The sequence below is a fragment of the Flavobacteriaceae bacterium HL-DH10 genome (assembly GCA_031826515.1).
Taxonomy (GTDB): Bacteria; Bacteroidota; Bacteroidia; order Flavobacteriales; family Flavobacteriaceae; genus Thalassobellus; species Thalassobellus suaedae.
On the sequence record CP134536.1, the window covers coordinates 3216556 to 3232308 of the forward strand.

At 37.9% G+C, this 15753-nt stretch carries 13 protein-coding genes; all 13 read right to left on the reverse strand.

The genetic code is table 11. The features are described 5' to 3' along the window. Positions 1 to 3 precede the first annotated feature (3 nt). Entirely contained in the window at positions 4 to 366 is a 363-nt protein-coding gene (locus tag RHP49_13625) for a family 16 glycosylhydrolase (GenBank protein ID WNH14426.1), read from the reverse strand. Positions 367 to 441: 75 nt separating this feature from the next. Further along, positions 442 to 705: a hypothetical protein gene (locus tag RHP49_13630; protein WNH11933.1), complete on the reverse strand. Its 264-nt coding sequence runs from the start codon at positions 703 to 705 to the stop codon at positions 442 to 444. 297 nt (positions 706 to 1002) lie between these two features. After that, positions 1003 to 2187: an HYR domain-containing protein gene (locus RHP49_13635; protein ID WNH11934.1), complete on the reverse strand. Its 1185-nt coding sequence runs from the start codon at positions 2185 to 2187 to the stop codon at positions 1003 to 1005. 426 nt (positions 2188 to 2613) lie between these two features. After that, positions 2614 to 3756, reverse strand: a complete 1143-nt coding sequence (locus tag RHP49_13640) for a family 43 glycosylhydrolase (GenBank protein ID WNH14427.1) — start codon at positions 3754 to 3756, stop codon at positions 2614 to 2616. A gap of 90 nt (positions 3757 to 3846) precedes the next feature. Next, on the reverse strand, positions 3847 to 4860 hold the full coding sequence (locus RHP49_13645) for an L-rhamnose/proton symporter RhaT (GenBank protein ID WNH11935.1): 1014 nt from the start codon (positions 4858 to 4860) through the stop codon (positions 3847 to 3849). Positions 4861 to 4905: 45 nt separating this feature from the next. Then, positions 4906 to 5940, reverse strand: a complete 1035-nt coding sequence (locus RHP49_13650) for an aldose epimerase family protein (protein WNH11936.1) — start codon at positions 5938 to 5940, stop codon at positions 4906 to 4908. Between the two features lie 28 nt (positions 5941 to 5968). Next, the gene (locus RHP49_13655; GenBank protein WNH11937.1) at positions 5969 to 7063 is read right to left on the reverse strand and encodes a mandelate racemase/muconate lactonizing enzyme family protein; all 1095 of its coding nucleotides are present in this window, start codon (positions 7061 to 7063) and stop codon (positions 5969 to 5971) included. Between the two features lie 20 nt (positions 7064 to 7083). Beyond that, positions 7084 to 9276, reverse strand: a complete 2193-nt coding sequence (locus RHP49_13660) for a glycoside hydrolase family 3 C-terminal domain-containing protein (protein ID WNH11938.1) — start codon at positions 9274 to 9276, stop codon at positions 7084 to 7086. A gap of 14 nt (positions 9277 to 9290) precedes the next feature. Then, entirely contained in the window at positions 9291 to 10877 is a 1587-nt protein-coding gene (locus RHP49_13665) for an arylsulfatase (protein ID WNH11939.1), read from the reverse strand. 3 nt (positions 10878 to 10880) lie between these two features. Further along, positions 10881 to 12335: an aldehyde dehydrogenase gene (gene aldA, locus RHP49_13670; protein ID WNH11940.1), complete on the reverse strand. Its 1455-nt coding sequence runs from the start codon at positions 12333 to 12335 to the stop codon at positions 10881 to 10883. Between the two features lie 119 nt (positions 12336 to 12454). Further along, on the reverse strand, positions 12455 to 13825 hold the full coding sequence (locus tag RHP49_13675) for a sulfatase (GenBank protein ID WNH14428.1): 1371 nt from the start codon (positions 13823 to 13825) through the stop codon (positions 12455 to 12457). A gap of 78 nt (positions 13826 to 13903) precedes the next feature. Next, positions 13904 to 14668 (reverse strand): SDR family oxidoreductase, encoded by a 765-nt coding sequence (locus RHP49_13680; GenBank protein ID WNH14429.1) that lies wholly within the window; start codon positions 14666 to 14668, stop codon positions 13904 to 13906. Positions 14669 to 14731: 63 nt separating this feature from the next. Next, positions 14732 to 15748, reverse strand: a complete 1017-nt coding sequence (locus tag RHP49_13685; protein ID WNH11941.1) for an alcohol dehydrogenase catalytic domain-containing protein — start codon at positions 15746 to 15748, stop codon at positions 14732 to 14734. Between the last annotated feature and the right edge of the window lie 5 nt (positions 15749 to 15753).

A 15753-nucleotide genomic window follows, 5' to 3' on the forward strand; every position in this document is an offset into this window, starting at 1 on the left:
GACCTATTGTTTCACCTTCCAAACCCTGATGTAATCAATGTCATAGGTTTTATTTAAGCGGTCATCAATAGGGAAAGCCTGTAGCCATTTGCTGGATTCACTATTGAAATTTATATGTTGGTCTTGATGCCAATACGTATTTAACGATTCTCTAAAAATAACGCTATCTAAATACCATTTTATGGAATCTTTATTCCATTCCAAACCCCAAACATGAAATTCTTTTTGAAACTCGAAAGGGATGAGGTATTTTTTTCCAAAGGATTTTAGTTTATCGACGTTTCCTTTATCGGAAGAGGTTGAGAACACATGGAGGTTGGAAGTTAAATCATGGCGGTTTGATTGGGCACCAGGATTATTTTGCAGATATCAATCTCGGTTTTCCAATTGTCCTTAAACCAAAAATATAAAGCCAAAAACAACTTACTGAGGGCGCATCCATTAATTTAGCTCGCATTTCAAAATAAAATAGCCGTAGGTTATGGATTTTTTACTAATAACACAACCAACGCTATGGGTATAGCTATTAAAAGGCTCATTTAACTTATCTACACGTAATACTAAATGGCCGTTTTTTACTACTACATTTTTTGTATTTGCCATGGACGGTTTTCCGCCCGGCCAATTGGGGTTGTCGCCATGCCATTTTGTGGCATCTAATTCATTCCCATAAAACTCATCGGAAAATTGTTTTTGAATACCCATAAATTATCCTCTTGATTGGATAGGGGAAAAGTGCTGTTAATACGAATTGGTGCCTTATCAAAGTTTAGAGAGTCCGTATAATAATTAGCTGGTTTTGTTGAATCTTGTGCATGCAATGTTATTGCGAATACAACGGAAAAGACTGAAAGTAAAAACCTCACGAACAACTTTTTAGTTTTAATCAAATTCAAGGTATCTAAATATAATGTTGCTTTTTTTATTGATTTAATGGTTTTTTAATCCAATAAAAAAGAATTACCACTTTACCTTTAACAAGCAAAGTGGTAATATTTCATATTATATGTTATCTAATTTCCAAGTTCTGATCCAATCGTACTTAGTGTTTAAATCATCAAATGAGCCTGTTGCAAAAATACTGCCTGCTTCATCTACAGGATTCCAATCATAGGTTTCAATGGCCATTGTAATATAGCCGTCCAGATCAAAATCTGTTGGAGGCGTAATAGAATGCGTGTATTCTCCATCTAAATAGAATAAAATTTCAGTAGGCGATTTCCACCAACAGCCATATACAAAAAACCTAGAATTATTTTTTTCTGTCAATACCGTTTTAGCTGGTGATTGCATGGATTCATTTACTTCAGTATCACAATCTCTTTGATGCCTCCATGCATTTGAATGGTAGGAGTTAGCCCAATCTGCAGCCCAGTTTGCGGTACCATCATGAACACGCCCCACACATTCTTGAATATCTAACTCTAATTTTCTAACTGGCCCAGTATTGCAATTTTGCTTAAAGGCAATCCAAAACGTAGAAGACATAATGGTTTTATTGGCTTTCATTCTACATTCATAATATTGACCATGTTTTGCAACTGCCTTTGAACGTACAATGGCACCTCCATGGGTGAATTCTGTATTATTTACCGTTTTTGGTGCGGCAAACTTTTCAACAGTTATGTTTAAATTGCCGTCACTTACTGTAACATTATCCGATTCAAATAGTCCAGGTGGTCTTCCAATCCAATTAAATCCATCCGTTGAAGGGTTTCTGTGCCATTTATTATCATCAAAAGAAGTACCATCAAATTCATCGGATAAATTCTCAACTTTAGTCCATTTTTTACTAGACGGTGTTGGGTCGCTTCCAATAAAATAAGGTTTATTGCTTGATGGAGCATCCCTAGTTACAATAACATCGAAGCTACAAGTGGCAACATTACCGGCCGCATCTTTTGCTTGAAACGTGTTTGTTGTGGTTCCCATAGGATACATTGCTCCAGAGGGTAACCCACTGGTTTGTGTAACCGTTGCACCCACGTTATCTGTAGCATTAGGGACAGTATAATCCACTTTGGCTTCGTTTTCTGTAGAGGCAATAGTAACATTTATATCAGTCTGACACGTAACCACAGGTTTTTCTGTGTCTTTTATTAGGTCATCTCCGCTATCACCACTACAAGATGCAGCAATGATCATGAAGCATAAACTAAATACATAAACTAATTTCTTTTTTGCCATAATCTTTTTTTTTAAATTTAATACGCAAATCACTTTAGCCAAAAGTATCTTTTTGGATTAATACTGAAAGAAACAGATTGTCCAAAATGTGAAACATATGTCTTTTTTCTAAATGATCACTGTCAAATAAACATCTGATTAATGCTGATGGAACTAAAGACTGTCTGAAAAGTGCATAAATCGTCATTACGAAAGCAGTGAAGTAATCTGTTTATTGGTTTTTATAGATTGCTTCACTTCAACTGCGCTCTGTGCAGGCGTACCTCGATGACGTAAAACAACACTTTCCAGACAGTCTCATCAGGTTTAACCTGCCAGCAGGCTGGTGCCCCGAGACTTGCTCTTTTTTTTAAATTTATTTTTTGCCTTTTTGGTCACGATAGCAATCGGGATTAATACCTCGTGGGCTTGTTGCCCTGAGGTAATTTATTCCTCGCCTTTTTCCCCTTTGGCTTTATGTTCTTTTATGCGCCAGGTGGTAAAACGTCGAATGTATTGGTAGTCTGAAGTTTTATATTCATGTGTTAATCCCCAACGCAAAATTTCGGTAGGTTCCTTTTCGGTATCGGCTGTTCTGTTTAAGCCAATGGCATGGGGCGCGCCTTTTACAACCGCTTTTATTTCAAAATTAATGCCATCCGGTGACCATTGTACCGTGTTTTTTTCTGGGCCATCGGTAGTGATTAATGATGAAATGCCTCCGTTGTATGGCCAAACACAAATTTCGTGTCCACTATTGCTTATGGGGTTATATGGTGATTTTACATAAGGCCCTTTTGGATTATCGGCAATAGCAACCCCATGACGGATTTGACGCCCTCCAAAGGTAATGGCTTCACCCATTTGCTCACCTTTATAGTATAAATAGAATTTTCCTTTGTATGGCAAAATACATGGGTCATGCACCTTATGGCTATCAAAATCGCCTTTCTTTTCAACCATAAATCTATTATCTTCTTCACCTTTCCAAATACCATTATCGGCAGGGCTTAAAATAGGTTCTGCGCTTTTTGTCCAAGGACCATTTGGTGAATTGGACCATGCCAAGCCCACTTGATTTTTTACGCGCACATTGTAGGGCGATTTTACCGTTTGATAGCATAAATAATACATGCCTTCATGCTCCATAATTTCCACTGTAAATACAGAACGGTCATCATACGCACCTTTTTCGCCTCGTGCAACCGCTAAGCCTTCTTCTTTCCAAGTGATGCCATCTTCAGAAGTGGCATACCAAATATCGCATCTGTCCCAAGGGAATACTTTATCTTTTTCAATATCGCCTGCAAAACCTTGTGTTGGCCCTGTGCTCCTGCTGTACCAAACATAATATTTGCCATCGTGTTTAATCATGGCGCTTGGGTCTCTGCGAACCACGCCTTCTTCATAGGCCAAATCACCTTTTAGATCTGAAACTGCATAATCAAAAAACCATTCATTCCCTAAATTGGGATCCCATTGCAGGGCACGTTTGGAAGCTGCGCTCAGTTTGTCTTTATTGGTAATGCCCAAAAAATCTTGTTGGTCATCCGTGATCGTAATTTCTTGTTTTTCAGGGTTTATTTTCATTTCATTTTTACATGCAATGACACTAATTAATGATAGTGCACATACTAATTGACATAATTTATTTTTCATTTGTTTCATTTGTTTCATTTTTTAAGATATTCCGTTACCGATTGCTATAATTATAATTCCAACAATCATACACGCTAAACTCAGGTATAAATAATTTTTTGCTTTTGAAGATGCGTTGACCCATTCTTTAGTGATGATACCACTGACGATGGCTGTTGCCACACAAGATGTATTAAATATAGCATAACCCACAGTGTTTCCGATGTCACCTAATTTGAATGCAGCGAATGCAAAAAGGGCAGAGGCGGCATAGTGAAATACAGCCATAATAAAAATAAGGACAAAGTTTTTGCTAAAACTCGGGGTTTTAAAATTGTCCCAGGCTTTTTTGGCTGATAATTGCCATGCAAAATATGCTGCCATTACAATACCACCACTAATAAAAATGGGAAACATAACACCCACAGCTGTTACCCATTCTGCATTCCCAGCAGCTTGAAAAGCTTCATGAATAGATGGTCTGCCCACAGCGTTGGCATAACTAAAACCAGTAGCTAATAAACCTCCAACAACAGCAATGGTAATGCCTTTGACCATGTCGCCTTTTTCTTTTTTGCTTTGACCGGATTTTAATTCATCCAGCTCTCTGGTAATCCCAGCTTGACCGTTAAAAAGCACACCTAAAAGAACGACAAAAATACCTGCAAGAACCGTTAGGAATACGTTTTGAGGTGGTAGGCCTTCTACAACGAAAGGCAAAATAGACCCTACCAAAATGACCGTTCCGATGAATAGGGAAAATCCCAATGACAAGCCTATATGGTTGATGGCCTTGCCCCACATCATCACCCCAATACCCCATAAGACACTGGCTGCCGCCATTTTGAATAAAATATCTGTTGGCACCGCAGCAAATACGCTGCTAAAATCTTTAATTAAAGTCAACGATGCAATAATAGGCACCAAAAACATAGTTAACATAAAAAAGAGTCCCCAAGTATTTTCAAACTTAAAATCTTTGGTAAATTTCTCTGGTAAAGCATACAGGCCCAACATCAGTCCCGCTCCTATGGCTAATACAATTCCTTCTATCATAATTATTTTGTTTTAGTTAGTATAATTTTGTTTTTATTGCGAGTGTTACCACCCAAATTTAAATATGGTCGTGCTCGTAAATTCTTCACCTGCCTTGGTAATTGATTTTGGCGAATTTTCAATGTTTGGGCCATTTTGATAGCGATGCGTTTCGCAACAAAAACCACGATATTTTCCATATTGTTCTCCGTTTTCTCTTTTAATGGCATCGGAAGTATATTTGCCCGTATATAGCAACATGCAAGGTTCTGTTGAAGAAACGGTCAATGACCTTCCTGAAACATCAGATGATATACGAGCTACTTCTTGAAGTTTGAATTCTGGGTTATCGAACACATAAAAGTGCTCAAAGCCATCTCCCATCGCTTTATGTACATCGCCAATTATTTTACCCGAACTTAAATCATCTGATTTACCTTTAATATCCACAATTTCGCCTGTTGCGGCTCCGCTATCATCCATCACGAGCCTCTTGTTTGTATTTACTTGAGCTTTATGGTTTTCAATAGTAGATTCAAAGGCATTTAAGTTGAAATAGGTATGGTTTGTTAATGATAAAGGGGTATCCTTATCTGGAGTTGCACGGTATTCTATTTTTAATTCATTATTTGAAGAGAGTGTAAAAATAACAGTAGCCTTTACATTTCCTGGAAATCCTTCTTCTAAATCTTTGCTTGAAAGTGACATTTTAACGCAATTTTCAATCTTTTCTGCTTTCCAAACCTTTTTGTCAAAACCTTCAACGCCACCATGTAGATTATTTTCCCCACAGTTTTTTGCCAATTGGTATTGTTTTCCGTTTAAGGTGAATTTTGAATCCTTTATTTGAGAACAATATCTGCCAATAGTTCCACCGAAATAGGGTGAATTTTCAACATAATCCTTCCCGAAATAACCATCCAAAGTATCAAAACCACATGCGATGTTTTCAATATCACCATTTTTATTTGGAGCCAATATGGAAGTGACGGTTGCTCCGTAATTGGTTATTTTTACTTCTAAACCATTCTTGTTTTTCAGTGAAAATAGCTTAATAGTTTCACCATTATAATTTCCAAAATTCGATATATCTATGCTCATAGCTTGATGAAATTATTTAATTGTTCATTTATTTTTCTTCGAAAGGAGCCAACTTTTTCCAATCGAAAATAACGCCGGTTCCAGGATAATCTGGAGCTACGGCTCTGTAGTTTTCTACTACCAATGGTCTTGTTGTATATTCATCTATTGGAAAACTGTGTACTTCCAGCCAACCAGAGTTAGGTTGAGACGAAACCAAGCTTACATGCAATTCTTGCATACCGTGTGAACAAGCGGGAATGCCATGTTTATCTGCAAGTCTAGCTGCCGCCAACCAACCAGTTATACCTCCACAATTGGAGGCATCTGGTTGTACAAAAGACAATTTTGCTTGATCGAATGCATATTCAAACTCGTGAATGGTATGCAAGTTTTCGCCCATCGCCAAAGGAAACCCTGTAGCATCAACAATTTCGCTAAATCCTTTGTAATTATCAGGTATAATAGGTTCTTCAAACCATGTAATGTTATATTGTTTGAAACCTTCAATAGCTTTTATCGCTTTTTCAACAGACATAGAATAATTGGCATCCACCATAAAAGTGACATCTGGTCCCACAAATTCTCTAACGGCTTTGATGCGATCTATATCTTCTTGAAGATTTTCTTTTCCAATTTTAATCTTGACAGCATTAAAGCCTTTAGCTAAATACCCTTCCATGTTTTTTAACAACTTTTCAATAGGAAACATTAAATCGATTCCGCCACAATAGGCTTTACAGGTATTTCCTGCGCCCCCAGCCATTTTCCATAGCGGTAAATTTGCTTTTTTACATTTAATGTCCCAAAGTGCAATATCTATTGTAGAAATGGCAAACGAGGCGATACCACCACGGCCCACATAATGAATATGCCATTCTAAAAAATCGTAAATACCATCGATATCGGAACCGTCCTTATCAATCAATACATTTGCAAAATCATGCTCTATCATGGCTTTAATGGCAAAACCCCCTTTGCCACCAGTATAGGTATAACCCGTCCCTTCGGTGCCATCTTCCAAGGTTATGGTAGTGGTTACCAATTCAAAATGATAATGGTCGCCATGTTTGGCATCCGACATGACTTCTGGTAAAGGCACGGTGAATAAGCGAACGTCAACATTTGAAATTTTTGTACTCATAAGTGTTTTCTTTATATAGTTTAAATTAGTTTAACCGAGATTTCCACGGGTTTTGAAGCACCTAAATATTGGCTTCGTTTACTAGGTAATGCGTTTGCAATGATGATTTTATAATTTCCTTTTATCCATGACTTATTACCGTTTATATCGGTTTGATAAAAATCTTTATTGGCTAAATTGAAATTTATTATTTCGGATTTTCCTGCTTCTAATTCCACTCTTTTAAATGCTTTTAAAGCGTAGAATGGTAAGAATACTTTGGTGTCTTCTGGAACTAAATACAGTTGGATAACATCCTCAAAATTCTGATTACTAACGCTTTTAATTTCAACTGAAACTGAAAAATCTTGTCCTTTCTTAATTTTTTTAGCACTCCCCATTGGGTTTGAAAACTCGGATTTTCCATAGCTTAAGCCAAATCCAAATGGGTACATGGGTTCTTTTTCCATGTATTTATAGGTTCGTCCTTTCATACTATAATCATCAAAAGGCGGCAATTGATTTACATTTTTTGGAAAAGTTATGGGCAAATGTCCAGAAGGAGCCACGTCGCCAAAAAGAATGTCGGCTACTGCATTTCCTCCCTGTTCACCAGGATACCACATGAGAACAATGGCATCAACGTAAGGCTCAATGTCTTCCAAAGACACTGGGCTTCCAGTTCCTATTACCAAAACCAAGGGCCCAATTTTATTTTCACTGATTTCCTTGATATAGTCAATTTGGCTTTGTGGTAATTTTAAATCTTTTCTGTCGCCTTTGTTTTCTGAAGCTATGGCATCCACTTCTTCGCCTTCAATTTCGTTGGAAATACCAGCAACTAGAATTGTAGCATTGGTAGTTTTTGCTACTTTAGGTGCCCAGTTTAAAGGGTTTAAGTTCTTTTGAAAAGGTAAAACACCTAAACGGTATTCTACTGAAGTGCCCAATGAAACTTTATTGGTAATTCCTTCCAAAACAGTAACCATATTGGGAGATGCACCATAATAATTCGCCATTAAAATATCCGCGGAAGCGGCGAAGGAGCCAGTAACATATAAAGATTTTATGTTTTTATTCAATGGCAATACATTGTTGTCGTTTTTTAACAGCACAATGGATTGTTGTGCGGTTTTTAGAGCAATGGCTTTATTTTTATCGGAATTGATGACGGCAGTACTCAGTTGTGTATAAGGATTGCTCTCATCAGAATCAAAAAAGCCAAGTTTAAAACGAATTAAAAATAGTTTTTTTAAACGTTCGTTTATCAAGCTTTCGGAAATAAAGCCTTGTTCTACCGCTGACAGGAGTTTTCCGTAAACCCAACCACAATTTAAATTGACTCCTGCCAGTAATGCAAGTGCCGCCGCTTCTTCTGCGGTTTTAGCTTTTTTATGACCTTTTAAAATGTCGCCCAAAGCACCACAGTCGGACACGATGTAGCCATCAAACCCCCAGTGCTTTTTTAGAATATCTTCCAATAGAAAAATACTGCTATTGGCGGGCTCTCCATAAACAGCATTGTAGGCGCCCATTATTCCTTGTACGTTCCCTTCTGTAACCAAGGCTTCAAATGCAGGCAGATAGGTTTCATATAAGTCTAGTTTTGAAGGATTTGCATTGAAACTATGGCGTAAAGCTTCAGGACCAGAATGCACCGCAAAGTGTTTGGCACATGCCGTAGATTTATAATACTTTGGATGGTTTCCTTGCAAGCCTTGTACAAAAGCAATGCCTATTTTAGAAGTCAAATAAGGATCTTCGCCGTAGGTTTCTTGTCCACGTCCCCAACGCGGGTCTCTAAAAATATTGATGTTTGGAGACCAATAGGTTAATCCCGCATACATACCCCTGTTTCCAATGGATTTAGAAACTTCAAATTTGGCTCTACCTTCATCAGAGATGGCATTTGCCACCTCCTTTATCAAAGTCGGGTTAAATGTTGCTGCCATAGCAATGCCTTGCGGAAAAATTGTCGCTTTCCCATTTCGGGCAATACCGTGCAAAGCTTCGTTCCACCAGTTGTATTCCGGAACACCTAAGTGCTGAATTGCCGGAGATTCAGAAAGAAACTGACTGCATTTTTCTTCCAAAGTCATGGCATCAATCAATAAACCCGCTCTTTGTTCAAAAGAAATGGATTCATCAAACCACTTTTGAGATGGGGTTTGTGCATCCAATGCTATAAAAGCAAAAAATGATAGAAGATACGCTATGGAATTTATATACTTCATTTATAAATACATGTTTACTTTAATTCAATGTTTTGAATATTGGAATGTGCATCGCCTCGAATATCTTTGAAATGAGAAACTAGTTTTTTTAATTTTTCGGGGTTGGATTTAGCCAAATTGTTTTTTTGACCCCAGTCTTTTTTTAAATTGTACAATTGGAATTCTTGGGAAATTCCAGTTTCTATTTGTACATCCTCTAAAAATCCATTGCCTTTATACTCAGGAATCATTAACCAATCACCTTTCCTTAAAGCTGTTCTAGTGTTCGCTTCAATAATAAGTGATTCTCTAGCTTTATCACCCTTTCCTAAGAAGGCTGTAAGTACATCTTGACTATCAGCAGTTTTTACATCTGCTTTTAAAAGGTTGGCTAATGATGCCATCAAGTCAATTTGACAAACCAATGCATCCGAAACTTTTGGTGTTATGGTTCCTTTCCAGTAAGTAATAAAAGGCACTTTAGTCCCGGCTTCAAACAAACTATATTTGCCGCCTCTTAAACCACCTTTAGGGTCGTGATTACCAATTTTTTCAACCGCATCGTCAAAGTAACCATCGTTTAAAACAGGACCATTATCACTTGAAAATATAACTAGCGTATTTTCTAACACACCTTCTTCTTTTAAGGTTTTCATAAATTCACCAATAACCCAATCGGCTTCCAAAATGACATCGCCTCTTGATCCCATACCTGATTTACCCACAAAACGAGGGTGTGGTGTTCTAGGAACATGCGGCTGTTGCAATGCATAATACAGGAAGAAGGGATTATCTTTATGTTCTTTTACATAAGATTGTGCTTTTTGCAAAAAATGGTCAGCCATATCTACATCACTCCATTTTGCAGATGCGCCACCTTTCACATAGCCTATTCGTGGTATACCGTTAACAATGCTGTTATTATGGCCATGATGCCATTTCATGGTCGTTAATTCTGGATTGTCCAATCCTGTTGGTTGTCCTTCAAAATTCTTATTATAATTGACCTCGATGGGGTCTTTTGGGTCTAAACCTACTACATTACCATTTTCTATATATACAGTAGGTACACGGTCTTGTGTTGCAGCCATGATATAAGAATAATCAAAGTCAACTTCATTTGGACCTGGCGAAATATGGGTATTCCAATCAACATCTCCATGTCCTAAACCCAAATGCCATTTACCAACAATGCCCGTATTGTAACCTTGGGATTTAAACATTTTTGGCAATGTAAATTGATCGGTGGAAATTAACAGTGGGGCAGTACCAGGTAGAATTTTGGCATCTGCGTTACGCCATGGGTAGATTCCGGTTAAAATGCCATATCGACTTGGTGTACAAGTAGCCGATGTTGCATAGCCATTTGTAAAACGAACACCTCCATTTGCCAATTTATCGATATTTGGTGTTTGTAATTCGGTTGCTCCATAGCAACTTAAATCGCCGTATCCTAAATCATCCAAATAAATAATGACCACGTTTGGTTTGGCGGCTATTTCTACTTTTGTTTTTTTTGCTTGGTTTTTTTTATTTTTACAATTATGAAGAAATAATCCTAACGTAAGAAAAAGGAAATAACAGGGTGTTTTCAGTTTTGAAAATTGGATTATCGTCATCATATTTTAAGCTTTATGTCTGATATAAAAAGTCTTTTTTTCTAAGTATTGTTCAAAACCATATTTGCCATCTTCTCCACCAGAGCCAGATAATTTATAACCGTTATGGAACCCTTGATGCTGTTCACCATGACCTCGGTTTACATAGATTTCTCCGTATTCCAATTCATCATTGCATTTCATTATGGTATTCATATCGTTGGTAAAAACCATTGCTGCCAAACCATATTCACTGTCGTTGGCATAGCCTATAACTTCATCAAAGGTCTTGAATTTTAAAACTGGCAAAATAGGGCCGAAAGATTCTTCGTGAACAATGGTCATATCTTGGGTTACGTTTGTCAAAACCGTTGGTTCAAACCAATAGCCTTTTTCAAATTGCTTTCCAACTGGTTTTTTACCTCCGGTCGCCACTGTAGCACCTTCTTCAATACTTACGGTAACTAAATGTTCCATATGCTTTAATTCGTTGGCATTTACTTTTGGTCCCATATCGGTTTCTTCCAACATGGGGTCTCCAACTTTCAATCCTTTCACCTTTGCAATAAATTTATCCATGAATTTATCGTAAATCCCTTCATGGATATACATACGTTCGTTACAGGTGCACACTTGCCCACAATTGTCGAAACGAGAATGTAAAGCGGCATCAACGGCAGCATCGATATCAGCATCTTCAAAAACAATAAAAGGGGCTTTCCCGCCCAATTCCAGTTGTACATGTGTCAAATTTTGGGCTGCGTTTCGGGCAATTTGTTGACCAACAGGTGTGGATCCCGTCATGGTAACCATTTTGCAAATAGGGCTTTCCACCAGAGCATTACCCATGGCTCTTCCTGGGCCCGTTAAAATATTGATAACACCTTTAGGGATGCCTACTTTATTGGCAATATGGCCTAATTCAAGAGTTGTTAAAGGGGTTTCGGAAGTTGGTTTGATTATAATAGTATTTCCAGCGATAAGAGCAGGTCCTAATTTCCGGGCAGCAAGAGCCAAGGGGAAATTCCAAGCAGTAATGGCTACAACCACACCACGCGGTATTTTTTGAATCCAGATTTGTTCGTTTGGGTTGTCGGAAGGAATAATATCACCTTCAATTCTACGGGCGCCTTCACATGCATATTCAATAAAGGACGATGCCACAGCAACTTCAAACCGTGCTACTTTTAATAATTTCCCTTGCTCTTTAACCAGTAACTGTGCCAAATTTTCGGCATTTGCCTTTATCTCGTTTGAGAACTTATACAATAAATTGGCTCTTTCCCGAGCAGGTAACTTTTTCCACTTTTTTTGTGCTTTGTCAGCAGCTTCTAAAGCTTCAATAGCTTCTTCAGGAGTACCGTTTTGAACACGTGCTACAATTTCCTCTGTAGAAGGATTAATAATATCAATGGTTTCTCCAGAGGTTGAGGTAATCCATTTTCCGTCTATGAATAATTGGTATTCTTTAATATCTGCCATGTTTTTATGTTTTATATTTTTTAATTCTAAATCCTCATGCTATATTAAGGTATCTGTTTCGCTTTCATATTCTGCTCCATTTTCACGATTTAATTCGTCGAAAAACGGATTGCAATAAATTAGTTGTGATGAATGTTGTTATTTCTATAGGTGTCTAAACGTTCAATGGCTTTTTTTTCATAAAGATGTTTTAGCATCCAAAGCGGTCTTTCTAAAGTCATTTCCCATTCAAAAAAACGTTTATATAATTCTTTTACTATTTCAGGATTGGATGCTGCAAGATTATTGGTTTCTCCAATATCTTCAGCTAAATTGTATAATTCAGCTTGACGATCTGGAAAGCGGATTAATTTCCAATCGTGATGACGAATAGCTCCGCGAACTTCCTTTTTCCAAAACAAGGTTTCATGAGGTCTATTCTTGTATTTTTGAGTTACAAATGGGATTAAGTTCACACCATCTAAATCGGTAATTTGTTTTTCGTCACCTCCAGCTAAATTATAGAATGTTGGAAATAAATCTAAAGTGCTTATCGGATGTGTGTAAACCGTATTTTCTTGTAAATGGGTTGGCCATGACATTACAAAAGGCACGCGAATTCCGCCTTCTAAATGATTTGCTTTTGTGCCTCCTAAAGGTTTATTGGAAGAGGCATTGGTATCGGAAGGGCCTCCGTTATCGTTAGTAAATACGATAATGGTGTTTTCCCTTAAACCAAGTTCGTCTAATTTATTAATAACTTTCCCACAAGCGCGATCTAAACCAAGGGTCATGGCTGCTAATGTTTTTCTTTTATCTTCAAGATTGGGAAATTTGTCTAAATCATCTGGTCTAGCTTCCATAGGTGTATGCACGGCGTTAAAGGACAGGTAAACAAAAAATGGTTGCGATTTGTTTTCTTCTATAAATTTAGTGGTTGCATCAGCTAAAGCATCGGTTAAATATAATTCTGATTCTTCAAAATTACCAAAACCACGTTCCATGCGGTTTTCTTTTTTTATTAGTTTATTGTTTTGGTCGTATTCATAATAACTCCTTGCGCCTCCTCTAAATCCGTAAAATGTATCAAAACCTCTTTTTGTAGGATGAAAACAATCGGCATTACCCATATGCCATTTGCCGAAAAGAGCTGTTTTATAGCCTTCCTCTTTTAAATATGCTGCAATTAATTTTTGATTCAATGGTAAACCCATATCGTCTCCAATAGCTCCTGATACACTCATGTAACCCGGTACATTGTTTTCTTCGTAACCAAAACGTTGTTGATATTTTCCTGTTAAAATGCCGGCACGAGAAGGTCCGCAAACAGCTGCAGATACGTAAGCCTGTGTAAAGCGTAAACCTTGCATAGCTAATTTGTCTAAATGTGGCGTTTTAAATTCTTTACTGCCTTGAAACCCAAAATCGGCATAACCAGCATCGTCTGATAAAATGAATACAATATTAGGTTGTTCTTGAGCTAAAACCCATTGGTTCCAACTCAAGAACATTAAAAACATTATGAATATTGATTGCTTATTTTTATACACGTTTTGATTTATTTTTATGCCATTTAACTTATTCTAAAATTACCTGCCCATCCAGCCGCCATCAACCAGAACAATAGCCCCGTTCATATAACTTGCTGCTTCTGAAGCTAAAAATACGGTTGGCCCAGCAAAATCTTCGGGCTTGCCCCATCTTCCAGCAGGAATGCGCGACAATATAGATTCTGATCGCACGGGGTCGTTTCTTAATGCTTCAGTGTTATCGGTAGCAATGTACCCAGGCGCAATAGCGTTTACATTGACGCCTTTACTGGCCCATTCGTTGGCAAAGGCCATAGTTAACTGTCCGATAGCGCCTTTGCTTGCTGCATATCCAGGAACCGTAATACCGCCTTGAAAGGTTAACAAAGAAGCTGTGAAAATAATTTTACCATGTCCTCTTTTAACCATTTCTTTTCCAATTTCCCTTGTGAGGATGAATTGTGCATTTTGATTGACCTCAATCACTTTGTCCCACATCTCGTCAGGATGTTCTGCGGCTGGTGTTCTTAAGATAGTCCCCGCATTGTTGACTAAAATATCTATTTGCGGATGGTCTTTCTTTACGGCCTCAATGAATTTATAAAGCGATTTTCTGTTGCTGAAATCACATTGGTAGGCACTGAACTTTTTACCTTTGGATTGTACTTCCTTTTCAACAGCACTACCTGATAATTCCAACGATGCCGAAACACCAATAATATTTGCACCAGCCTCAGCCAAACCTATTGCCATGGCTTTACCGATGCCTCTTTTGCAACCTGTTACTAAAGCTGTTTTTCCCTCTAAACTGAATGTATTTAAAATTCCCATTTTTATTTATGATTTTTGATTTACGATTAACGATTTTTGAACTCTGAACTTATTTATTTAAAGCTGACAATCCATTAACACCTTTAACCCATCTGGATTATTATCGATGTTTTCAAACACTTGTTGAATGTTGGTCAAGGGTTGTACATCGGTAATCATTTGTTCAAATGGCAATTCATTGGCAGTTATTAGTTGTATGGCTTTTTCATAATCTTCTTTTTCATAAACCCTTGCGCCAATCAGTTTCAACTCTTTCCAAAAGAATTTGAACAGATCCACATCTTTTTTCTGTCCGTGAATTGCAACCATAACGATTCTTCCACGAATACCAGCGACTTCGCACATAATATCCAATGCCGGTTGCACGCCAGCAACTTCAAAAACCACATCCGCTCTTCGGTTTTCCGTTTTTCCTTTTACATATTCTACTAAATCCACATCTATGGGGCTCACTGCATCAAAACCAAGTTCTTTTGCTTTGGCAATACGTTTTGGGTTGACTTCTGAAAGGATAACTTGGGCACCCACTTCTTTGGCAACCATGGCAACCAATAAGCCAATAGGGCCACCACCTAAAATTACGGCGGTTTCCCCAGCTGTCAAGCCACTTAAACGCACATCGTGTGCTGCAACCGATAAAGGCTCTATCAATGCTGCCAATTTTAAATCGGTGTTTTCTTTAAGTTTATGTAGTGTAAAAGCGGGGACATTCCAATACTGTTGCATGGCTCCTGGGCTGTCAATGCCTATAAACTTTAATTCCTCGCAAATATGGTTGAATCCTTTGTCTGAAGCCTTTACTTTTCGGTCATCCAACGGGCGTACCACTACTTTTTCACCTACAGAAAAACCAGTAACCCCCTCGCCAACGGCATCAATAACGCCAGACATTTCATGCCCTATGGTTTCGGGCATTTTTACACGTTTGTCCATCATGCCATGGTAAATATGGACATCGGTGCCACAAACGCCCACATAGGCCACTTTAATCCTAACCTCACCTTTTGCGGGCTCTTCAATGTTTTTTTCTTGTATGCTGAAGGTTTTATTGCCTTCGTATTGTGTTGCTTTCATAATAT